This is a genomic window from Streptomyces europaeiscabiei, assembly GCF_001550375.1.
GTDB lineage: Bacteria > Actinomycetota > Actinomycetes > Streptomycetales > Streptomycetaceae > Streptomyces > Streptomyces europaeiscabiei.
Map to the genome: position 1 here is coordinate 1 of NZ_LRTR01000506.1, position 21,130 is coordinate 21,130.

Annotated in this window: 23 protein-coding genes and 1 riboswitch; of the genes, 15 read left to right on the forward strand and 8 right to left on the reverse strand. The window is 70.9% G+C overall.

The genetic code is table 11. The features are described from left to right. A partial coding sequence (locus AWZ10_RS53845) for an ROK family protein (protein ID WP_425264505.1) occupies positions 1-679 on the forward strand: 679 nt, incomplete at its 5' end. 246 nt (positions 680-925) lie between these two features. On the opposite strand, the gene AWZ10_RS24430 is transcribed toward AWZ10_RS53845, so the two are convergent. The 3 genes from AWZ10_RS24430 to AWZ10_RS53855 all read right to left on the reverse strand — a co-directional run bounded on the left by AWZ10_RS24430 (position 926) and on the right by AWZ10_RS53855 (position 2,704). Further along, complete coding sequence (locus AWZ10_RS24430) at positions 926-1,684, reverse strand: SDR family oxidoreductase (protein ID WP_060892053.1); 759 nt, start codon at positions 1,682-1,684, stop codon at positions 926-928. 194 nt (positions 1,685-1,878) lie between these two features. After that, positions 1,879-2,331 (reverse strand): sigma-70 family RNA polymerase sigma factor family protein, encoded by a 453-nt coding sequence (locus AWZ10_RS53850; RefSeq protein ID WP_234361246.1) that lies wholly within the window; start codon positions 2,329-2,331, stop codon positions 1,879-1,881. A gap of 205 nt (positions 2,332-2,536) precedes the next feature. Further along, a complete protein-coding gene (locus AWZ10_RS53855; protein ID WP_244172537.1) occupies positions 2,537-2,704 on the reverse strand; it encodes a sigma factor in 168 nt (55 codons plus the stop codon). 359 nt (positions 2,705-3,063) lie between these two features. Continuing rightward, a riboswitch (FMN riboswitch) is annotated at positions 3,064-3,194 on the forward strand. Between the two features lie 156 nt (positions 3,195-3,350). Between AWZ10_RS53855 and AWZ10_RS24440 the strand changes: the two genes are divergently transcribed. The 9 genes from AWZ10_RS24440 (at position 3,351) to AWZ10_RS24480 (ending at position 10,828) form a co-directional block, all read left to right on the forward strand. Further along, complete coding sequence (locus AWZ10_RS24440; protein WP_046708521.1) at positions 3,351-3,983, forward strand: riboflavin synthase; 633 nt, start codon at positions 3,351-3,353, stop codon at positions 3,981-3,983. Beyond that, positions 3,980-4,612, forward strand: coding sequence for a nicotinamide mononucleotide transporter family protein (locus AWZ10_RS24445; RefSeq protein ID WP_037701323.1), 633 nt, complete (start codon positions 3,980-3,982; stop codon positions 4,610-4,612). Before AWZ10_RS24440 ends, AWZ10_RS24445 begins: the two co-directional genes overlap by 4 nt. Continuing rightward, positions 4,609-5,898, forward strand: a complete 1,290-nt coding sequence (locus AWZ10_RS24450; protein WP_060892043.1) for a bifunctional 3,4-dihydroxy-2-butanone-4-phosphate synthase/GTP cyclohydrolase II — start codon at positions 4,609-4,611, stop codon at positions 5,896-5,898. Before AWZ10_RS24445 ends, AWZ10_RS24450 begins: the two co-directional genes overlap by 4 nt. 49 nt (positions 5,899-5,947) lie before the next feature. Then, the gene (gene ribH, locus AWZ10_RS24455; RefSeq protein WP_037701318.1) at positions 5,948-6,433 is read left to right on the forward strand and encodes a 6,7-dimethyl-8-ribityllumazine synthase; all 486 of its coding nucleotides are present in this window, start codon (positions 5,948-5,950) and stop codon (positions 6,431-6,433) included. A gap of 34 nt (positions 6,434-6,467) precedes the next feature. Further along, entirely contained in the window at positions 6,468-6,740 is a 273-nt protein-coding gene (locus AWZ10_RS24460) for a phosphoribosyl-ATP diphosphatase (protein ID WP_037701316.1), read from the forward strand. 49 nt (positions 6,741-6,789) lie between these two features. Beyond that, positions 6,790-7,647 (forward strand): ATP phosphoribosyltransferase, encoded by an 858-nt coding sequence (hisG, locus tag AWZ10_RS24465; RefSeq protein WP_037701314.1) that lies wholly within the window; start codon positions 6,790-6,792, stop codon positions 7,645-7,647. 20 nt (positions 7,648-7,667) lie between these two features. Continuing rightward, positions 7,668-8,132, forward strand: a complete 465-nt coding sequence (locus AWZ10_RS24470; protein WP_046708523.1) for a PH domain-containing protein — start codon at positions 7,668-7,670, stop codon at positions 8,130-8,132. Positions 8,133-8,399: 267 nt separating this feature from the next. After that, positions 8,400-9,743: a hemolysin family protein gene (locus tag AWZ10_RS24475; RefSeq protein ID WP_046708524.1), complete on the forward strand. Its 1,344-nt coding sequence runs from the start codon at positions 8,400-8,402 to the stop codon at positions 9,741-9,743. Further along, on the forward strand, positions 9,740-10,828 hold the full coding sequence (locus tag AWZ10_RS24480) for a hemolysin family protein (RefSeq protein ID WP_046708525.1): 1,089 nt from the start codon (positions 9,740-9,742) through the stop codon (positions 10,826-10,828). Before AWZ10_RS24475 ends, AWZ10_RS24480 begins: the two co-directional genes overlap by 4 nt. Before the next feature lie 124 nt (positions 10,829-10,952). Here the strand turns inward: AWZ10_RS24480 and AWZ10_RS24485 are convergent, their stop codons facing one another. Both AWZ10_RS24485 and AWZ10_RS24490 read right to left on the reverse strand, forming a co-directional pair. Further along, a complete protein-coding gene (locus AWZ10_RS24485) occupies positions 10,953-12,827 on the reverse strand; it encodes an AAA family ATPase (RefSeq protein ID WP_060892044.1) in 1,875 nt (624 codons plus the stop codon). A gap of 434 nt (positions 12,828-13,261) precedes the next feature. Further along, complete coding sequence (locus tag AWZ10_RS24490) at positions 13,262-13,915, reverse strand: uridine kinase family protein (protein ID WP_173531691.1); 654 nt, start codon at positions 13,913-13,915, stop codon at positions 13,262-13,264. 174 nt (positions 13,916-14,089) lie between these two features. Here AWZ10_RS24490 and AWZ10_RS24495 point away from each other — a divergent pair, with 174 nt between their 5' ends. The 3 genes from AWZ10_RS24495 to AWZ10_RS24500 all read left to right on the forward strand — a co-directional run bounded on the left by AWZ10_RS24495 (position 14,090) and on the right by AWZ10_RS24500 (position 16,533). Further along, positions 14,090-15,472, forward strand: a complete 1,383-nt coding sequence (locus tag AWZ10_RS24495; protein ID WP_060892045.1) for a peptidase C39 family protein — start codon at positions 14,090-14,092, stop codon at positions 15,470-15,472. Positions 15,473-15,623: 151 nt separating this feature from the next. Then, the gene (locus AWZ10_RS50410) at positions 15,624-15,770 is read left to right on the forward strand and encodes an SCO1431 family membrane protein (RefSeq protein WP_107084685.1); all 147 of its coding nucleotides are present in this window, start codon (positions 15,624-15,626) and stop codon (positions 15,768-15,770) included. Between the two features lie 103 nt (positions 15,771-15,873). Next, on the forward strand, positions 15,874-16,533 hold the full coding sequence (locus tag AWZ10_RS24500; RefSeq protein ID WP_107084686.1) for a TetR/AcrR family transcriptional regulator: 660 nt from the start codon (positions 15,874-15,876) through the stop codon (positions 16,531-16,533). An 88-nt stretch (positions 16,534-16,621) separates the two neighbouring features. Here the strand turns inward: AWZ10_RS24500 and AWZ10_RS24505 are convergent, their stop codons facing one another. Beyond that, positions 16,622-17,869, reverse strand: coding sequence for a glycoside hydrolase family 18 protein (locus AWZ10_RS24505; RefSeq protein ID WP_060892046.1), 1,248 nt, complete (start codon positions 17,867-17,869; stop codon positions 16,622-16,624). A 358-nt stretch (positions 17,870-18,227) separates the two neighbouring features. Here AWZ10_RS24505 and AWZ10_RS24510 point away from each other — a divergent pair, with 358 nt between their 5' ends. Further along, positions 18,228-19,436, forward strand: coding sequence for an acyl-CoA dehydrogenase family protein (locus AWZ10_RS24510; protein ID WP_046709178.1), 1,209 nt, complete (start codon positions 18,228-18,230; stop codon positions 19,434-19,436). Here AWZ10_RS24510 and AWZ10_RS53860 read toward each other — a convergent pair. Both AWZ10_RS53860 and AWZ10_RS24515 read right to left on the reverse strand, forming a co-directional pair. Further along, a complete protein-coding gene (locus tag AWZ10_RS53860) occupies positions 19,399-19,698 on the reverse strand; it encodes a hypothetical protein (RefSeq protein ID WP_078935719.1) in 300 nt (99 codons plus the stop codon). The genes AWZ10_RS24510 and AWZ10_RS53860 overlap by 38 nt on opposite strands. Positions 19,699-19,832: 134 nt before the next feature. Then, positions 19,833-20,258, reverse strand: coding sequence for a hypothetical protein (locus tag AWZ10_RS24515; RefSeq protein WP_060892054.1), 426 nt, complete (start codon positions 20,256-20,258; stop codon positions 19,833-19,835). A 269-nt stretch (positions 20,259-20,527) separates the two neighbouring features. On the opposite strand from AWZ10_RS24515, the gene AWZ10_RS24520 reads away from it, so the two are divergent. Further along, positions 20,528-20,968 carry an Lrp/AsnC family transcriptional regulator gene (locus AWZ10_RS24520; protein ID WP_033532524.1) on the forward strand — a complete coding sequence of 147 codons (441 nt, stop codon included), beginning with the start codon at positions 20,528-20,530 and terminating at the stop codon, positions 20,966-20,968. The last annotated feature ends 162 nt before the right edge of the window (positions 20,969-21,130 follow it).

Here is a 21,130-nt window from a genome sequence, read left to right on the forward strand (position 1 = left end):
GCCGGTCCAGGCGAACGCCGCGTACAGCGCCAGGGCGCTGCAGCCACCGACGACGGCGAGTCCGGTCGGGGACGCAGGGGTGCGTTCTGCGGGTGTCGCGAGCCTGTCGGCGGAGGCCAGGGACGGTTCCGCGGGTGGCGGGAACCTGTCTGCGCAGGCCGTGAACCTTTCGGATGAGGCCACCAGCCTCTCGGCCGATGGCCTTCGCCGCCCGGCGCGGGCGGTGGGCGCGTCGGCGGTCGGCGTGTCTCCCGCGACCACGACGCGGAGCCCTTCGGCGGACGAGGCGTCCGCTCCGCAACACGGCCCCCGCTCCTCTACGGCCCCTGGCTCCTCCGCAGCCCCTGGCTCCTCTACGGCCGCTGGTCCCTCGGCCGCGCCCAGTCCTTCGGCCGACCCCCGCGCCCGCTTCCTCGATGCCCTCGCCGACCGTCTCGCCCTCGGCGCGGCCTCCGTCGTCGCCGTGCTCGACCCGGGCTGTGTGGTGCTCGGGGGTGAGGTCGGGCAGGCCGGTGGGGAGGAGTTGGCTGTCAGGGTGGGCGAGCGGCTGGCGGCCATGTCGCCGTTGCCCACCGAGGTGCGGGCCAGCGGCCTGGGCGGGGCCGCTGTGCTGCGCGGCGCGCTGCTCATGGCCCGGGAGGCGGCCGAGGACGAGGTGTTCGCACCGCCCGCGCGCTAGCGGGCGCGTTTCGAGCCGGGGGCTCCGAGTCCGACCCGGCGGCGCCTGTCACCGCAGGCCGCTCGACGCGACCGCCGCCGCCCCGCCCACGCGCCGGACGATCGATGTCGCCTCAGCTGGTCACCTCAGCTCGTCTCCCCAGCCGGTTCCCCCTGTCGGCCGCCGAGCCGCCCGCCGACACCGCAGTCTTCAGGGGGTGTCGCCGCCACCCCCTGAAGACTGCGGTGTCGCATCCCTCCCCGCCCCTCACCCCTTCCCCCGGCCCTCACCGAACCGCTCCGCCAGGTGCTCCCCGAACGTCCCCTTGCCCACGGCCCGCCCCGGCGTGAGGTGGCCGCCGCCGCGAAAGGCCCGGTACGCCTTGCCGAACAGCGGGACGTTCAGCAGGGGGCGGCGACGGCCGGTGGCCGCGAGGTAGGCGTGGGCCAACTGGGGGAGGGTCAGGATCTCGGGGCCTCCCAGGTCCTCGACGCGGCCGGCGGGAGCGCCCACGGCCAGCTCAGCCAGGCGCTCGGCGACCTCGGCGACGGCGACGGGCTGGTCGCTCACCCCGGCGGGGAGCATCATGACCGGCGGCTTGGAAAGGCCCTGGAAGAGCATCACCACGAGATCGTGGAACTGGGTCGCGCGCAGGATCGTCCAGCCCAGCCCCGACCCCTCGACCAGCCGCTCGACGGCCAGCTTGGACCGGTAGTAGCCGAACGGCACCCGGTCCACGCCGACGATCGAGATGTAGACCAGGTGGCGCACCCCGGCCCGCCGCGCCGCCGCGATCAGGTTCTCCGCCGCCTTCTCGTCGTCCCCGCGCGGCGACGTCGCGCAGTGCACGATCGTGTCCACCCCCGTCACGGCCGCGTCCAGCCCGCTCCCGCCCGCGAGGAGATCGACGGCGTACGGCTGCGCGTGCCGGCTGAGCACCCGCACCTCGTGCCCCTCCGCCCGCAGCCGCTCGGTGACGGGCCGGCCGAGGACGCCGGTGCCGCCGGTGACCAGGATCGTGGTCATGCTGTTCATCCCCTTCGTACGTCGGGCGCTCCCGGCCGGAAACGCCCTACGGCAGCTACGACGGGACAGCACCGGTGGAATGTGACAACCGAGGCGACCGAGCGGACCCACGCCATCGGCGCACGGTCACGTCCCCATCGGCTGCCGGCCCGCGAACTCCAGCTTGTCCGGGTTCACCACGACCCGCACGTCCGTCACGACACCGCCCCGGAAGGCGAAGGACGCGGTGCCCACGAGCGCGTCCCCGGCCCTGGCGACCAGCGCGGGGAGCCGTTGACCTCGGTCACGGAGAAGTCCAGGCCGCCAGCGAACCGTTCCCGGCCGCCGGCCACCAGTCGCAGCACCTTCTCCCGTCCCTCGACCGGCCGCCGCGCCGCGCTGACCCCGTCGCCGCCGCCGTCCGACCACCAGGTCACGTCCTCGGCGAGGATCTTCTCCGGCCCGGCCATGTCCCCGTGCTGCGCCGCCGGGAGGAAGGACTCCACCAGCCCGGCCCGCCGCTGCGGTGCCGGCTCGAACCGGGCCTCCGGCACCGCCACCCGCCCCGCCGCACGCCGGTGCGGGTGACGGCAGTTGGCCTCGGTCAGGTCAAGGACGGCCGCGATCTCCCGGTACCCGTACGCGAACGCCTCCCGCAGTACGTACAACGGCCCTCTCGGTCGGGGTGAGCCGCTCCAGCAGGACCAGGAGCGCGAACGAGACCGCGTCGCGCTGCTCGGCCGACTCCAGCGGGCCCAGGGTGCCGCCGGAGGTAAGGACCGGCTCCGGCAGCCAGGTCCCCGTGTACCGCTCGCGGCGTGCCCGCGCGGAGGTCAGCCGGGTGAGGCAGAGATCGGTGACGACCTTGGCGAGTCAGGCGCCGGGCTGTTCGATGACCGTACGGTCGGCGCCGCTGAAGCGCAGATACGTGTCCTGCACGGCGTCCTCGGCGTCCGCGGCGGAGCCCAGCAGACGGCAGGCCAGGCCGAACAGGCGGGTGCGGTGCGTTTCGAACTCGTCGGCGGCAGTGGTCGTCGTCACGCCCCACGCACCCGGAGCGCACGCCCCACCCTCCCGGAGCGCACACCCGCGCCCTCCCGGAGACCGCCGGGAGACACATGAGTGGGACCCGGCGACGGGGCAAGGGCCGTCGTCACCGCCGCCGGGCCGTTCGAGGCGGGTACCGCGACCGCAGACTTTAAAAGGACTAGACCAGGCCGGTCAATGGGTCGGCTCTCTTGCGGACGCCGTCGCCGTCACGGAAGTTGACCCTTGGTCAGTGATACCGAACCCCGTCGGCTCCCGCTGGAGAAGTCCAGTGACGCGTCCTGTGAGCCACCCCACATCCCTCACTCGCATGGGTGTCGACCGGGCGTGGCACACTGGCCGTGTACCAGAAGCAGCGCACTCCGGGGTCGGTGAAAGTCCGAACCGGCGGTTACAGTCCGCGACCCGGTCGCTTCCAGCGGCCGGTTGACCAGGTGGAATTCCTGGACCGACGGTTAAAGTCCGGATGGGAGGCAGTGCGCGGCGGGCGGGCATTCGTGCGCGCCGCCGTCTGTTTTTGGCCTACCCCGACAGGGGTGGGTCTTCTACGCGGCGTCGCTCCCTGTGCCGCTGTCCGCTCATGTCTGTCTCTTCGACAGCCCCGGAGTCCGTGCCCCAATGTGGCAGGAGGACCCGGGAAGTGTTCACCGGAATCGTCGAAGAGCTGGGTGAGGTCACCGCCGTCGAGAAGCTCGGCGACTCCTCCCGCTTCCGTCTGCGCGGCCCCGTCGTCACACAGGGCGCGCGCCACGGCGACTCCATCGCCGTCAACGGTGTCTGTCTCACAGTCGTGGAGCACGAGGACGACTGGTTCACCGCCGACGTCATGGCGGAGAGCCTCGAACGCTCCAGCCTCGGCGCCCTCACCGCCGGCTCCCGCGTCAACCTCGAACGCCCCATGGCCGTCGGCGACCGCCTCGGCGGTCACATCGTGCAGGGCCACGTCGACGGCACGGGCGAGATCATCGAGCGCAAGCCGTCCGAGAACTGGGAGATCGTCAAGATCTCGCTCCCGGCGGACCTCACGCGGTACGTCGTCGAGAAGGGCTCCATCACCGTCGACGGCATCAGCCTCACCGTCGTCGACGCCGGCCCCGACCACTTCACCGTCAGCCTCATCCCGACCACCCTCGACCTGACCACGCTCGGCCGCAAGCAGCCCGGCGACCCGGTCAACCTCGAGGTCGACGTCATCGCCAAGTACGTCGAGCGGCTGCTCGGCGCACGGGGAGCGGACACCCAGGGGATCGGTATTCCGGGGGAGGCGCGGTGAACTCGCTGAACACCGTCGCCTTCACCGCGTTCGGCCAGCAGATCCTCTGGTCGGACATGATCGGCAACATCCTCGGTCTGATCGCCCTCGCCCTCGGCGCGATCCGCTCCATCTGGAACTGGCCCGTACAGTTCCTCTCCGGCCTCGTCCTCTTCGGCGCCTTCGTCGGCCATCTGACCGGCAGCGCCGGCAAGCAGGTCATCGTCATGGCCGTCGCCGCGTACGGCTGGTGGCAGTGGAACCGTACGAAGGGGCAGTCCTCGGACGGCGCCATCACCCCGCGCTTCGCCACCTGGCGCGAGCGCGGCTACCTCATCGCCGGTGCCGTGCTCGGCACGCTCGCCGTCGCGGGCCTCTTCACCGCGTTCCCCACCCTGTCCTGGGACCCCTGGCCGGACGCGTACATCTTCACCGGCACCATCGTCGCCATGTACGCCCAGGCGCGCGGCATGGTCGAGTTCTGGTTCGCCTGGCTGCTCGTCGACCTGGTCGGCGTCCCGCTCAACTTCGCCAACGGCTACGCCTTCTCCGGATTCGTCTACATCATCTACGGCGCGCTCGTCCTGTGGGGCATGCGCGACTGGTGGCTGCGCTCCCGCAAGCCCGCCCTGGAAGGAGCCCCCGCATGACCACGGCGCCGATCCTGTACAGCACCGACGACATCGAGAACTTCGGGCTCGACCCCGTCGAGCAGGCCATCGCGGACATCGCGGCGGGCCGCCCGGTCGTGGTCGTCGACGACGAGGACCGCGAGAACGAGGGCGACCTCGTCATCGCCGCCGAGAAGGCCACCCCCGAGATCGTCGCCTTCATGATGAGCGAGTGCCGGGGCATGATCTGCGCCCCCATGGAGGGCGACGAACTGGAGCGGCTCGAACTGCCGCAGATGGTGCAGCAGAACACCGAGTCCATGCGCACCGCCTTCACCGTCACGGTCGACGCGGCCCCGCAGCACGGCGTCACCACCGGCATCTCCGCCTCCGACCGCGCCACCACCCTCCAGCTCCTGGCGAGCGGCTCGGCCGAGCCGGGCGACTTCGTCCGCCCCGGCCACATCTTCCCGCTCCGCGCCCGGACCGGCGGAGTGCTCGTGCGCAACGGTCATACGGAGGCCGCCGTCGACCTCGCCCGCCTCGCGGGCCTGCGCCCGGCCGGCGCGATCGTCGAGATCGCCGGCGAGGACGGCCGCATGCTGCGCCTCCCCGAACTGATCCCGTTCGCCCGCAAGCACGGCCTGACGATCATCTCCATCGAGGACCTCATCGCCTACCGCCGCTCGGCCGAACCCACCGTCAAGCGTGAGGCGAAGACCCGACTCCCCACCTCCTTCGGCGACTTCACGGCGTACGGCTACCGCTCCACCGTCGACGGCGTCGAGCACGTCGCCCTCGTCCAAGGCGAGATCGGTGACGGCGAGGACGTCCTCGTCCGCGTCCACTCCGAATGCCTCACCGGCGACATCTTCCACTCGCTGCGCTGCGACTGCGGCCCCCAGCTCCAGACCTCCCTCGAACGCATCGCCACCGAGGGCCGGGGCGTAGTCGTCTATCTGCGCGGCCACGAGGGCCGCGGCATCGGACTGCTGTCCAAGCTGCGCGCCTACGAACTCCAGGAGCGTGGCCGCGACACCCTCGACGCCAACCTGGAGCTGGGCCTGCCCGCCGACGCCCGGGACTACGGCGCCGGCGCGCAGATCCTCCAGGACCTGGGCGTCCGCAGCCTGCGCCTGATGACCAACAACCCCGAGAAGACCGACGCCCTCGTCCGCCACGGCCTGGCCGTCACCGACCGCGAACCGATGCCGGTCCGCGCGGGCGAGCACAACCTCCGCTATCTGCGCACCAAGCGGGACCGGATGGGCCACGACCTGCCCTGGCTGGACACGACCACCACGTCCACCTGCGGCAACCAGTAACACCAGCGGCAAGACGAACGAGCAAGAGTTCCAGGAACCAAGGAGCAACGTGAGCGGCAAGGGCGCACCCGAACTGTCCGTACGCAACTGTGGCGACCTGCGCGTCGCGGTCATCGCGGCCCAGTGGCACGAGAAGGTGATGGACGGCCTCGTCGAAGGCGCCCTGCGCGCCCTGCGCGACCTGGGCATCGACGAGCCGACCCTCCTGCGGGTCCCCGGCAGCTGGGAACTCCCCGTCGTCGCCAAGGTCCTCGCGGGCCGCGGCTACGACGCGATCGTCGCCCTCGGCGTCGTCATCCGCGGCGGCACCCCCCACTTCGAGTACGTGTGCCACGGCGTCACCCAGGGCCTCACCCAGGTCTCCGTCGACACCGGCGTCCCCATCGGCTTCGGCGTACTGACCTGCGACACCGAGGAACAGGCCCTGGACCGGGCGGGCATCGAGGGCTCGAACGAGGACAAGGGCCACGAGGCGGTGACGGCGGCCGTGGCGACGGCGGCCACCCTCCGCTCAGTATCTGAACCCTGGCGCTGAGACACGGGCGGTTGCGCGTAGGCTGAGCCTCACCATGTCCAAGAAGACGTTCGAGGAGCTGTTCACCGAGCTCCAGCACAAGGCCGCCACCGGCGACCCCGCCACTTCCCGCACCGCAGAGCTGGTCGAGAAGGGCGTCCATGCCATCGGCAAGAAGGTCGTCGAAGAGGCCGCCGAGGTCTGGATGGCCGCCGAGTACGAGGGCAAGGAAGCGGCCGCCGAGGAGATCTCGCAGCTGCTGTACCACGTCCAGGTGATGATGGTCGCCCGCGGCATCTCCCTGGACGACGTGTACGCCCACCTCTGAGCCACACCCAGCATTCAATCCCAACATACGAACGAAGGAAGCTCGCCTCATGCTGCGCATCGCCGTCCCCAACAAGGGTTCCCTGTCCGGACCTGCGGGGGAGATGCTGCATGAGGCCGGCTACCAGCAGCGCCGGGAGTCCAAGGAGCTGCGGATCGTCGACCCGGTCAACGAGGTGGAGTTCTTCTACCTCCGCCCCCGCGACATCGCGATCTACGTCTCCTCCGGCCGGCTCGACATCGGCATCACCGGCCGCGACCTGCTGATCGACTCCGGCGCCAAGGCCGAGGAGATCCTCCCGCTCGGCTTCGCCCGCTCCACCTTCCAGTTCGCCGCCAAGCCGGGCACGGCGAACGGCGTCGCGGACCTGAAGGGCAAGACGGTCGCCACCTCCTACGAGGGGATCGTCGCGGGGCACCTCGCCGACCACGGCGTCGACGCCTCCGTCGTCCACCTCGACGGCGCCGTGGAGACCGCCATCGAGCTGGGCGTCGCCGAGGTCATCGCCGACGTCGTCGAGACGGGCACCTCGCTGCGCAACGCGGGACTGGAGGTCTTCGGCGACCCGATCATGAAGTCCGAGGCCGTCGTCATCCGCCGTGTGGGCGCCGACACCGACACGGAGAACGAGCCCAAGGTGCAGCAGTTCCTGCGCCGCCTCCAGGGCGTCCTCGTGGCCCGGACCTACGTGATGATGGACTACGACTGCCGCGTCGAGCAGCTGGAGAAGGCCGTCGCGCTCACGCCGGGTCTGGAGTCCCCGACCGTCTCGCCGCTGCACAACGAGGGCTGGGTCGCCGTGCGCGCCATGGTCCCGGCCAAGGAGGCCCAGCGGATCATGGACGACCTGTACGACATCGGCGCCCGGGCCATCCTGACCACCGCCATCCACGCCTGCCGCCTCTGACGGCCGGGGAGTCGTACGCCATGCCGGACCAGTCCTCCCTCCCCGCCCTGCCGGTCACTTTTCGGCCCGGCCGCACCCGGGCCGTGCTGCTGTGCGCCGCGGGCGCGATCTTCGTGGTCATCACGGTGGTCGGACTGCTGCTGCCGAATCTCGGTCCGGGGGAGCGGCTCAGTTTCGTCTTCACGGCCGCCATGCTCGCCGGGGTGCTGGGCATGCTCTCCCGGCCCCGGGTGGTCGCCGACGACTCCGGTGTGACCGTCGTCAACATCGCCGGCAGGCGCCGTCTGGGCTGGGCGGAGATCGTGCAGGTGAACCTGCGGTCCGGCGACCCCTGGGTCTTCCTCGACCTCACCGACGGCACCAGCCTGCCCGCGCTCGGCATCCAGCCGGGCATCGCCAAGCAGCACGCCATCGAGGACGCCAGGACCCTTCGGGCGCTGGTGGAGGCCCGGTCGGTCACCGAGCCCGAGCAGCGCCAGGGCTGACCCGGCTCCGTGCCGGGGACGGTGGGGCCGCGCGTCGGGGACGGCCCCGAGCAAGATCAGGTCCGACTCAGGGCCGTCGCCCCTGCCGCACCGGCCCATGTCTTGATTAATCTGTTCACGGAGGCGTTTTCGTCGCGCCTCCGCCTCCGCCGTTCCGCCCCCGGAAGGCGGAGGCTCCCTGCTAATCGAGGAGTGACTCCTTCCAGCGATGGACGGATCGTCCTGTAGTACCTGCGCCGCCCCCTCTCGACATCTCGAGGCGGCGGCATGACCATCCCCCTGTTGCTCCTCGGAGCCGCGTTCCTGCTGATCCTCGCCAACGGCTTCTTCGTGGCCGCCGAGTTCGGCCTCGTCACCGTCGAGCGGCCGGAGGCCGAGAAGGCCGCGGCCGAGGGTGACCGCCGGGCCCTCAAGGTGGTGGGCGCGCTCAAGGAGCTGTCGTTCCAGCTCTCCGGCACCCAGCTCGGTATCACCATCACCTCCCTCGTCGTCGGCATGCTCGCCGAGCCGGCGCTCGCGGAGATACTCCACGGCCCCTTCACCGCCATCGGCATACCCGAAGGCGCCGTGTCCGGTGTCGCCGTGGTCGTCGGCATGCTGCTGGCCTCCGCCGTGCAGATGGTGATCGGCGAGCTGGTGCCCAAGAACTGGGCGGTGTCGAAGCCGATGCAGGTCGCCCGCTTCGTCGCGGGCCCCCAGCACGTCTTCTCCCGCCTCTTCCGCCCGGTCATCGCCGCCCTCAACGCGGTCGCCAACCGCCTGGTCCGCGCCTTCGGCGTCGAGCCCACCGACGAGCTGGCCTCCGCCCGCACCCCCGGTGAACTGGTCTCCCTCGCCCGGCACTCGGCCCAGGCCGGCGCCCTGGAACAGGACACGGCCGACCTCTTCGTCCGTACGCTCTCCCTGGGCGAGCTGACCGCGGAGAACGTGATGACGCCACGCGTGAAGGTCAGCGCCCTGCAGTCGACGGCCACCGCCGAGGACGTGGTCAACCTGACCCGGGCCACCGGCCTCTCCCGCTTCCCCGTCTACCGGGAGCGGATCGACGAGATCGTCGGCATGGCCCACCTCAAGGACGCCCTCGCGATCCCGGCCCACGACCGGCTGCACACCCCGGTCGGCCGCATCGCCAAGCCCCCGCTGCTCGTCCCGGAGTCGCTGCCCGTGCAGCCGCTCCTGGCCCGGCTGCGCAGCGAGCAGCCCATCGCCGTCGTCGTCGACGAGTACGGCGGTACGGCCGGGGTCGTGACCCTGGAGGACATCGTCGAGGAACTCGTCGGAGAGGTGCGCGACGAGCACGACGGGCACGACCTGCCCGAACTCGCCGCCGCCCCGCCCGAGGACGGCCGCCCCGCCTGGGACGTCGACGGCAGCTGCCGGGTCGACGTGCTCCAGCGCATCGGCCTCGACGTCCCGGAGGGCCCGTACGAAACGGTCGCCGGACTCGTCGCCGACCTCCTCGGCCGCATCCCCGCGCCGGGGGACAAGGCGGAACTGCCCGGCTGGCGGCTGGCGGTACGCCAGGTCGGGCACTACCGGGCGGAGCGCGTACGCCTCGTGCGGACCGCTCCGGCCACGGACTCCCTCGCCGCGCTGGAGGCGGCCCGATGACCGTCCTCCAACTCCTTTTCGCCCTGCTTCTCGTGCTCGCCAACGGCTTCTTCGTCGGCGCCGAGTTCGCCCTGGTCTCCGTCCGCCGCAGCCAGATCGAACCGCTGGGGACGGCGCGGGCCCGACAGGTCCTCTACGGCCTGGAGAACCTGCCCCAGATGATGGCGGCGGCCCAGTTCGGCATCACCGTCTGCTCCCTGACGCTCGGCGCGGTGGCCGAGCCGACGGTGGCGAAGCTGCTGGAGCCGGTCTTCGAGGCGATCCACCTGCCGCACGGCATGATCCACCCCCTGGGATATGTGATCGCCCTCGCCGTCGTCATCTTCCTGCACCTCGTCATCGGCGAGATGCTGCCGAAGAACCTGGCCATGGCGGCGCCCGAGAAGACGGCGCTGTGGCTGAGCCCGGCGCTGGTGGCCTTCGCGAGGCTGTGCAAGCCCGTCACGATCGGCCTCGGTGCCTGTGCCCGCGTCATCCTGAGACTCTTCCACGTCGAGCCCAAGGACGAGGTCGAGGCGGTCTTCACCAGCGTCCAGCTGGTCCGGCTGGTCGAGGACTCCGGGCAGGCCGGGCTGCTCGACCCCGAGGAGCAGGAGCGCCTGGAGGACGCGCTGGAGCTGGGCTCCCGCCCGGTGACGGACGTCCTGCTGAAGCGCGACTCCCTGGTGACGGTGGTCCCCTCGGTGACCCCCGCCCAGGTCGTGGCGCTGACCGCCCGCACCGGCTACTCCCGCTTCCCGGTGGTCGCGGAGAACGGCGCCTTCATGGGCCGCTACCTCCACGTCAAGGACGTCCTCGATCTGGAGGACTCCGACCGCGCCGTCCCCCAGCAGATCTGGCGCCCCATGACCACCCTCCGCGCGGAGCTGCCGCTGGACGACGCGCTGACGGTCATGCGCCGCGCGGCCACCCACCTGGCCCAGGTGGCGGACGCCGCCGGCAAGGTCCTGGGCCTGGTCGCCCTGGAGGACGTCCTGGAGCTGCTGGTCGGCGAGGTTCGCGATCCTGCCCACCGGGAGATCCAGCCGGTCCGGGTGGCGGAGCCGCGGGGCAGTGAGGCCCCGGAGGAGGTCTTGGCGAGCTGATGTCAGTTCCTCGCGCCCCTTTTTCGAGGGGCGCGGGGAACTGCGCGAACGGGGTCCGGGGCGGAGCCCCGAGGACGGGACGGGTAGGGGCGGCGGGGGCGAAGAACCCCTGGGCCGCCCCCACTCACAGCGCCGAAGGATCCCCCGGCCCCCGCCCCGACAGCACCTCTCCATACGCCTGCATCAAATCGGGCAGCCGCAGCGTCGACAGATCATCCCGCGTCGGAATCGACGGATACCCCGACAGCCGCAGATCCCGGTACGCGCAGCTCTTCTCGTACAGCGTCCGCAGGAACCGCCCGTTCCCCAGCTCGTCGATCCACCCCTGGTCCACGACGTGCCCGGAGACGGACCGCAACTCGTCGAGGGCCTCCTCGTCCCAGGCGTCCCCGTTCTCGGCGGCGAGCACCTCACCGATGGAGGTCAGCTCCAAGGGACGGTAGGAGGGGAAGTCCACGCGGGTCGTGAACCGGGACGACAATCCGGGGTTCGCGGCCAGCAGCCGGTCCATACCCTCCGGATAACCCGCGAGGATCACGACCAGATGATCCCGGTTGTCCTCGGCCCGCTTCAGCAGCACCTGCAGCGCCTCGTCGCCGTAGGCGTCGCCCTTCCCGTAGCCGGAGTTGGACAGGGAGTACGCCTCGTCGACGAAGAGCACGCCACCGATCGCCGAGTCGATCAACTCGTTGGCCTTCACCGCGGTCTGCCCGAGGTACTCGCCCACGAGGTCCGCGCGCTGCGCCTCGACGAGGTGATCGCCGCCCAGCAGGCCGAGCGCGTAGAAGACGCGGCCCAGTATTCGCGCCACGGTCGTCTTCCCGGTCCCGGACGGCCCGGAGAAGACGAAGTGCCGCTTCGGCGGTTGGACCGGCAACCCCTGCCCGGTCCGCAACCGCGCCATGTTCAGCTGCGCGGACAACGCCTTGACCTGCCGCTTCACCGGCTCAAGACCGACCATCCGCTCCAGCTCCGCGAGCGCCTCCTCCAACAGCTCCGGATCCGTCGGCCCGGCCGGCAGGGACAGCGGCTCCACCGGTACCACGGACTTCTCCCGTACGAAGGTGTCGCCGGCCTCGGGCGGCAGCCCGCCCGGCGGCGGAAGTCCGGGATCGGAGACCTTCACATCCCGCCCTTCGGGGTCGAAGAACGGCTCCAGCCCGTCGCCGTCGAGCACGTCCTGCCCGATCCCGGCGAGGGCGATCGCCGCGAAGTCGCTCGCGTCGTCGTCGTACCCGTCCCCCATGGCGATCGCCGCGAGCCGCGCGGAAGTGTCCATGAACGCGGGGTCGACCCGGTGCACGGCCCGGTACAGCGGCAGCGCGGCCGCGCTGCGCCCCGTTCCCTCGTGGGCGCGCGCCAGCCAGTAGCGCAGCTCCTTGCGCTGCGGCTGCTCGCTGCGACATCGCATCAGCGCGGCGGAGAGCAGCGGCTCGGCCTGCCCGTACGTCTCCAGCCGGACCCGGGCCATCCCGCCGAAAAGGCCCGCCTCGATCCCCAGCAGCGGATCGTCGAGCAGCGGATCGGTGTGCCGGACCAGCTGCTCCCAGTCCTTGACGAGGTAGGCGCGGCAGGCGTGCAGGAAACGCACCTGGTGGTCCGCGTCGACCGGCGGCAGCCCCGCGAGCGCCCGGTCCAGCTCGGGCACATGGCGCCCGTCCAGCCAGTGCGAGGCGTGGGCGAGGAGCAGATCACGCGGGCTCTCCAGCACCGGCTGCACCCACCAGCCCAGCCAGTACCAGGAGTTGAGGGTGCGCCGGTGCCGTGTGCGCTGTTCCCCGAAGCGTTCCCGATGCCGGAACATCCGCAGCAGCGCGGTCGTCGTGTCCACCCGCAGTGCGTGCAGCCCGAGCCAGCCGTCGGCCATCCCGGGATCCATCCGCACCGCGGCGCGGAACTCCTCCTCCGCCTGCGGATAGGCGCCCATCGTGTAGGCGTCCACACCTCGCAGCCAGGCGAGGTCGGCCGGGGCCTCGGGGCCCCGCGAGCCGAAGTCCATCACGTCCCCCACAAACCGTGCCCCCGTTGGAAACCGAACGGGCCGTTGCCCGTCGGCGGCCTTCGTCGAACCGCTGTACCGCGGACGGGAGTTGCGCCGGTGCGTTGCTGCAGCCGTCCGAAGGTCGCACCCTGGGCATCGTACCTGCGGGTCGGTCGCCCTTCGAAGGGTGCCGCAGCCCTCGTCTTACGAGGTGGGAGCGGACGGGGCGCATTGCGGACGGTGACCGAGGGTGAAGGAATCGTGCCCCAGGAGTTCCGGAAGAGCCGGAAGAAGGCAGAACGAAGCCCCCGATCACGGGGGAACAACCGGGGGCTTCGCGTCTCTGGGCGGTGACGAATGACCGCACATTCAGAACGTAAGACCTGTACGGCCCCCCGGTCAAGCCGAGTTGAGGCACTTGAGGAACTTCTCGGACGGCCGCCTTCACAGGTTCAGCACATTGCGGATGGGTCGTCACCCTGAGTGACATGAAGCCCCGATCCGGGAGTCGCCGCAGGTCCCGTGAGCACCTCGTATCCCGTGCTTCCCGGCCGAATCAGCAGATCGGCGAAGGGCCGAGAAGGATCCTCGGCGAAATGCCGACGCTCCGCCCGGACCCAGCCGGCCCAGAACTCGCTCTGCTCCGCCCCGTCCCGCGCCTGCCCACGCGCCCAGGCCTCCTCCTGCGGCAACTCCATCCACACCAGCCGCGCCAGATACCGGCGCAGCGCGCGTCGGCCCGCGCCCACCCCCTCGACGACGATCACGGACGCCGGCGGCAGGACGCGCGCGGCGCCGAAGCCGCGCTCGCGCCATTCGTACGGGGCATAGCGCGCGCTCCGGCCGTGGCGCAGCGGCTCGATCACCTGGTCCAGCAGGCGTTCGGTCCACGCGAACAGTTCCTCGTGCGTGGCGATGTCGTCGAGGTGCAGCACCGGGGCGTCGCCGAGCGCTTCGGCCAGCCGCCCCGCGAAGGTGCTCTTCCCGGAGCCGGCGTGCCCGTCGACGCCGACCAGCCGGACCGGTCCGCAGGAGGGCGGCAGCCGCCGCAGCCGTGCGGCGAGGGCGTGGACGGCGGGGTCCATGGGCGTGGGGGAGGCGTGCATACGTGGATTGAACACCGTGGCGCGAAACCCCGGAGCATGCCAGTGGTGTCGACCAATATTGGCGGGCGTGGCGAGGCGCGAGGTGCTGGCAGAAGCCCTTCCCCGGCGTCCATAGTGGGCGAACAGCCGTGCGTCTGAACCCGTTCCTTCCGGATCACTGGGGGTCTCCCGCAGATGACGAGCCTTTCCGAGCCGTCCCGCAGGACCGTCCTGACCGCAGCCGTCGCCACCGCCGCCGCAGCGGCCGGAGGATCGGCGGGTCAGGCGGTCGCCGACACCACGAGCGGCCGGGGCGAAGTCCCCGCCCACCTCGCGCAAGCACCGGAACGCCCGGCGGAGTACCACGCCTGGATCTCGTACACCGACTGGCGTGCCGGCAGCGCCGAGGGCACCCGGGCGAAGGCGGGGGAGCGGCCGGGGCTGGTGATCGACGCGCCGCTCGGCACCACCGACTACACCGACCCGCACACCGGCCGGACGGCCGCCTGGGAGTACGCGACCTGGACCTCCCCGGTCCACCGGCTCACCGTGCCCGCCACCGAGGTCATCGCGTCCTGGAACGCGCGCACCCCGGCCGGCACCTGGATCCGGATCGAGCTGAAGGGCACGTACTCCGACGGAACGGACACGCCCTGGTACGTCCTGGGCCGTTGGGCGGCCGGCGACCAGGACATCAGACGGACCTCCGTCGACGGCCAGGAGGACGGCAGGAGCAGTGTCTGGACCGACACCTTCGCGATCGACGACCCGGCCACGGGACTGCGCCTCGCCTCGTACCGGCTGCGGCTGACCCTGTACCGCGCGCCCGGCACCCGGCTCACCCCCACGGTGTGGCGGCTCGGCGCCATGGGCTCCGACGTGCCCGACCGCTTCACCGTCCCGGCCTCCGCCCCAGGGCTCGCCCGGGAGCTGAACGTCCCGCGCTACTCCCAGGAGACCCACAAGGGCCAGTACCCCGAGTACGACAACGGCGGTGAGGCCTGGTGCAGCCCCACCTCCTCGCAGATGATCATAGAGTTCTGGGGCCGGAAGCCCAGCGCCGCGGACCTGGCCTGGGTCGACCCGGCGTACGCGGACCCGCAGGTGTGCCACGCGGCGCGGTTCACCTTCGACTACCAGTACGAGGGCTGCGGCAACTGGCCCTTCAACGCCGCGTACGCCGCCACCTACAAGGACCTCCAGGGCGTGGTGACCCGGCTGGGCTCGCTCACCGACCTGGAGACGCTGATCGCGGCGGGCATCCCGGCGATCACCTCGCAGTCGTTCCTTGCGGCGGAACTGACGGGTGCGGGCTACGGCACGGCCGGGCACCTCATGACGGTGATCGGCTTCACCGCCGACGGCGACGTCATCGCCAACGACCCGAACTCACCGACCAACGAGGCGGTGCGCCGGATCTACCGGCGGCGCGAGTGGGAGAACATCTGGCTGCGGACCAAGCGGTACAACGCCGCCGGCAAGGTCGTCTCCGGCACGGGTGGCATCTGCTATCTGTATTTCCCGGCTCGGCCCACGTCCCGCCAGCTCGCGGCGCTCGCGGCGGTGGGCGTCTGCTGACGCGGTGTGCCGATGCGGCGCGGGCCCCGGGTGCCCCGGGGCCCGCGCCGTCGTGTGACCAAGCTCTCGGCCGTGAACCACCCATGCGGTGGCAAGGTGGACGAAAACGGTGGGGGAGCCCACCACACGCCGATCACACCAGCGAGCTGCCATGACCGCGACCTCCGCCACCGCCAACCGTGTCCGGACCCGCACGGGCGGCCCCAGGGACGACGGCCCGAAGATCGTCGAACACATCATGGGCTGGACCCTGGTCGTGGTCGTCGCGATGCTGGTGACCCGGCTGGGTCTGCTGTGACCTGATCCGCCGGTCGATTCTGTCGATCAGAGTCGAACAAGCTGGTGGTGAGGGTCTGCCATACTGCGGTTGTCCCGCTGGCAGTTGGAGACCAGGACCGAAATTGAAGAGTAGCCAACAGCGTGATGTCGAACCGCCACGGGCACGCGGCACCGACCGATCGTCTGCGCGCCGCGCCGAACTCATCTCCATCGGGCGCAAGTTGTTCGCCGACACGTCGTACGACACATTGTCGATGGACGACATCGCGCGCCAGGCGCACGTGGCCAAGGGACTGATCTACTACTACTTCAAGTCCAAGCGCGGCTACTACCTCGCGATCGTCGAGGACTCGGTCGCCGATCTGATCACGTTCGCGGCGAGCGGCGTCCAACTGCCGCCCGTGGAGCGGGTGCACCGGACCGTGGAAAGCTATCTGCGCTACGCGCAGGACAACCAGGCCGCCTACCGCACGATCGTCAGTGGCGGCGTCGGTTTCGACGCCCAGGTGCACGCCATCCGGGACGGCGTCCGTGAGGCGATCGTCGCCACCATCGCCGAGGGCGCGTACGGCAGGAGCGACATCGAACCGGTGGCCCGCATGGGCCTGTTCGGCTGGGTGTGCGCGGTCGAGGGCGCCACCCTCGACTGGATCGACCGCCCGGAGCTGCCCCGCGACACCATGCGCGATCTGCTCGTCAAGATGCTGGGCGGCTCGCTGCGCGCCATCGAGGAGCTCGCCCCGGCCTACCTCGCACCGGAACCCGCCCGCCGGGACAGCTGAGCGCCCCGCAGGCCGGCAACACCCGGGAAACGCGCTCGGGGTGGAGGTCCGCCGACCGGCCCCCACCCCAAGTCCCGCGTCGCGGCGGCTACTTGATCGCCTTGATCAGCTCACCGTTCGCCGTGTCGCCGCTCAGCTCCCAGAAGAAGGTGCCGCCCAGGCCCTGCGCGTTCTTGTAGGCCATCTTTCCCTTGATGGTCTGCGGGGTGTCGTAACTCCACCAGTCGTCACCGCACTTGGCGTACGCGGTGCCGCCGACGATCCCGTTGGCCGGGCAGGTCGCCTTGAGCACCTTGTAGTCCTCGTAGCCCGCCTCGTACGTCCCCGCCGCCGGGCCGGTCGCGGTGCCGCCGGGCGCCGACTGCGTGACACCGGTCCAGCCGCGCCCGTAGAAGCCGATGCCCAGCAGCAGCTTGGACGGCGGGATGCCGAGGCTCCTCAGCTTCTTGATGGTGGCGGCGGTGTTGAACGCCTTGTCGGCGATGCCGGGGTACGGGTACAGCGGCGAGTGCGGGGCGGTGGTCGCGTCCCACGAGCCGAAGTAGTCGTACGTCATCGGGTTGTACCAGTCGACGTACTTCGCGGCACCCGCGTAGTCCGCCGCGTCGATCTTCCCGCCGCTCTTGGCGTCGGCCGTGATGGCCGCGGTGACGAGCTCTTTCCTGCCGAATCGTTTGCGCAGAGCCGCCATCACGTCCTCGAAGGCCTCGCTGCCGCTGGTGTCGCAGGTGAGGCCGCAGGCGTTGGGGTACTCCCAGTCGATGTCGATGCCGTCGAAGACGTCCTTCCACCGGGAGTTCTCGACGAGGTCGTAGCAGGAGTTCGCGAAGGCCCGCGGGTCCTTCGCCGCCTCGCCGAAGCCGCCGGACCAGGTCCAGCCGCCGAAGGACCAGATGATCTTGAGGTTCGGGTGCAGCTTCTTGAGCTTGCGCAGCTGGTTGAAGCTGCCGCTCAGCGGCTGGTCCGCGCTGTCGGCGACGCCGTCCACGGACTCCTCGGCGGTGAAGGGCTTGTCGGTGTCCGCCCAGGGGTCGCCGATCGCGCACTTGCCGTCGACGACGTTGCCGAAGGCGTAGTTGATGTGCGTGAGCTTCTTCGCCGAACCGGACGTCTCGATGTTCTTGACGTAGTACTGGCGGCCGTAGATGCCCCAGTCGATGAAGTAGCCGACGACCTTCGAGCCGACCGCGCCGGGCGCGTGGGGCTCGGGGCCGGCCTTCGTGGGCGTGGCGGTCGCGGTGCCCGCTCCGGCGAGGAGTCCGGCGCCGAGGGCGGCGCAACACGTGGCGGCGACAAGCGTCCTGACGGGGACGCGGGAGCTGTGCGATCTGAGCATCGTGACTCCGGGGGAGGGGAGCAGGGCGGGGAGGGTGCTGCCTGGGCCTGCTGTGCCGATGGGCACGAACGCGGTGGCGCGTCGGTTGGGGGAGACCGTAGAGGACTAGACCACTGGGGTCAATGGTTCGGACCAATTCCGGCGGGGTGCGGGCAGGTCGCCGAATGTGTCCTAATGAACGCTCGTTAACCGGTGACTCGCTGCTCCGGATCGGGCATACTCCAAGCGCCACCGCCGCTGATCAGCGGCTTCCGCGATCCGGAGGAGGACCATCGGCTGTGGCACGTGAGACCCGGTGGCACCACGTCATCCCCTGTGCGTGTCCGCCGCAGTGCCCGACAGGGAGGAGAACGTCGCCATGCCCGACCGCGCCCCGCAGCCGGTGGATCGTCAACTGCCCACGGAAGAGGCCCGGGATCTGATCTCGCTCGTCCGTGAGATCGCGCAGCGGGAGATCGCCCCGCACGCGGCCGAGGAGGAGGACGCCGGCCGCTTCCCGCGTGAACTCTTCGGCCTGCTCTCGGAGTCGGGACTGCTCGGCCTGCCGTACGACTCGGAACACGGCGGCGGTGATCAGCCGTACGAGGTCTACCTCCAGGTCCTGGAAGAGCTCGCCATGGCCCGCCTCACGGTCGGCCTCGGCGTGAGCGTCCACACCCTCGCCTGCCACGCCCTCGCCAACTACGGCACCAAGGAGCAGCAGGCCGAGCATCTGCCGGCGATGCTCGGCGGCCGTCTGCTCGGCGCGTACTGCCTCTCCGAGCCCTCGTCCGGTTCGGACGCCGCGTCCCTGCGGACGAAGGCGGCGCGGGACGACGGGGGCCCCTCCCGCTCGAGCGGAGCCGAGAGCGGGGGAGACTGGGCGATCACCGGCACCAAGGCCTGGATCACGCATGGCGGCATCGCCGACTTCTACACGGTCATGGCCCGCACGGGTGGTGAGGGCTCCCGGGGCATCACCGCCTTCCTGGTGCCCGGCGACGCCGAGGGGCTGAGCGCCGCCGCGCCCGAGAAGAAGATGGGTATGAAGGGCTCACCCACCGCGCAGCTCCACTTCGACGGGGTGCGCGTCGCCGACAGTCGGCGCCTCGGCGAGGAGGGCCAGGGTTTCGCGATCGCCCTGTCCGCGCTCGACTCCGGGCGGCTCGGCATCGCGGCCTGCGCGATCGGTGTGGCCCAGGCGGCGCTGGACGAGGCGGTCGAGTACGCCACCGGACGGCGGCAGTTCGGGCGGCCGGTCTCCGACTTCCAGGGGCTGCGCTTCATGCTCGCGGACATGGCCACGCAGATAGAGGCGGGCCGGGCGCTCTACCTCTCCGCCGCCCGGCTGCGCGACGCGGGCAGGCCCTTCTCCAAGCAGGCGGCCATGGCGAAGCTGCTGTGCACCGACGCCGCGATGAAGGTCACCACCGACGCCGTGCAGATCCTCGGCGGGTACGGCTACACGGCGGACTTCCCCGCCGAGCGGTACATGCGCGAGGCCAAGGTGCTCCAGATCGTCGAGGGCACCAATCAGATCCAGCGGATGGTCATCGCCCGTCACCTCGCGGGGCCCGAGTCACGCTGAAGGAGCCACGGAAGAGGTCGGGCACGGCGAAGGGATCCATGATGCTGCCGAACTGGTCGAGGCCGCTCGGCGGCGTCGCCAGTCGCACCCACTCCGGATCGTGACGCCCCGGCAGGGTGCGGCCTCGGTCGGCCCAAGTCCGCAGCAGGGCCCGGTAGATCGGCGGGTCCTGCGGCTGGGCCGACCCCTGCGGAAGCGATTCTGCCGAAGCCGGTACGAAGATGTGACGCCGACTTCCGGTCACCGAAAATGTTGGGGTCATACCGGGCCAACGCCCGTGAGGGCGCCCGGTCACCACTCCCGGGAATCGTGTCTGAGTTCGCGACGGAACCGAACGGGGCAGGACGGGGCCTGCCCGTCGGGCGCGCGGACGGACTGGGCCGACAGGCCCTGGAATCAGGCCGCCTGACGCCGCATCACCGGCACGCGCATCGGGCGCGAGCCCGGACCGCCGACGTGCGAGAAGGGCTGTGTCCGCCAGTCGAGGCCCTGAGGGAGCGTCAACAGAAGGGCCGTGTCCTGCTCCTGCGGCTCGACGGACTCGTCCGCCGACCGGGCGTCGCCGGCCGAACGGCCCGTACCCGCGCAGACCGTGAGCCCGAAGGGGTTCCACGGCGACACGACCAGCGCGTGCTCCGGCAGGCTGTCCTCGTCGGACAGCAGGGCGATGGGCTGCGCGCAGTCCGGGCAGATCACCCGGTACATCTCGAAGGTGTCGTACGCGTCGAACTCGTCGTCCGGTTCGACGCCCTCCGGCTCGGGATCGATGACGGCCTGGAGCCGCTTGGGCACGGTACGACCAGGGCGCTTAAGACTCTGCATGGAATTCTCCCCCTCGGGCTGGGTCGTGAAGGCGCTGCGGCCTCCGACCACAGCAAGCACTTCCCGTCCCGTCTCGACCGTAATCACGAGATCATCACGCAGCCTGTTCGGATGCTGTGGTCTTCGTCACATGCCGCTCGCAGATGCCCGACACGGCGACGTTGTCACCCATATGGCTCATCGGCGCCCCTCGGTCGCATCACGAACCGGGCATGACCTGCGCCGCTCGGGTATCGAAGGAGATCAACCGCCCTGTAGGTTCTTGCGCCATGGAGGAGCTGGACCGACAGATCGTGCAGCTGCTCGTCGCGGACGGGCGGATGAGCTACACCGACCTGGGCAAGGCCACGGGCCTGTCCACGTCGGCGGTACATCAGCGTGTGCGCCGACTTGAGCAGCGTGGCGTCATCCGGGGCTATGCCGCGGTCGTCGACCCGGAAGCCGTCGGGCTGCCGATGACCGCGTTCATCTCGGTCAAACCCTTCGACCCCAGCGCCCCCGACGACATCGCCGAACGCCTCGCCGGCGTCCCGGAGATCGAGGCCTGCCACAGCGTCGCCGGCGACGAGAACTACATCCTCAAGGTCCGTGTGGCGACCCCGCACGAACTGGAGGAACTCCTGGCCCGGCTCCGGTCCCTGGCGGGCGTGTCGACGCGAACGACGGTGGTGCTGTCCACGCCTTACGAGGCGAGGCCGCCGAGGATCTGACCGGTACTGCCGACTGCCGGCTGTCGGCCGTCGGCCGTCGGCAGCGGCCCGATCGACCGCTCACCGCCGTGGGCAATCGTTCCGCAGGGCGGAACGGACGGGCGCAGCCGACAGGGTCGGGCGCCTCGAAAGCGCGGCCCTGGTGCGGCGCGGCAGCCGGCG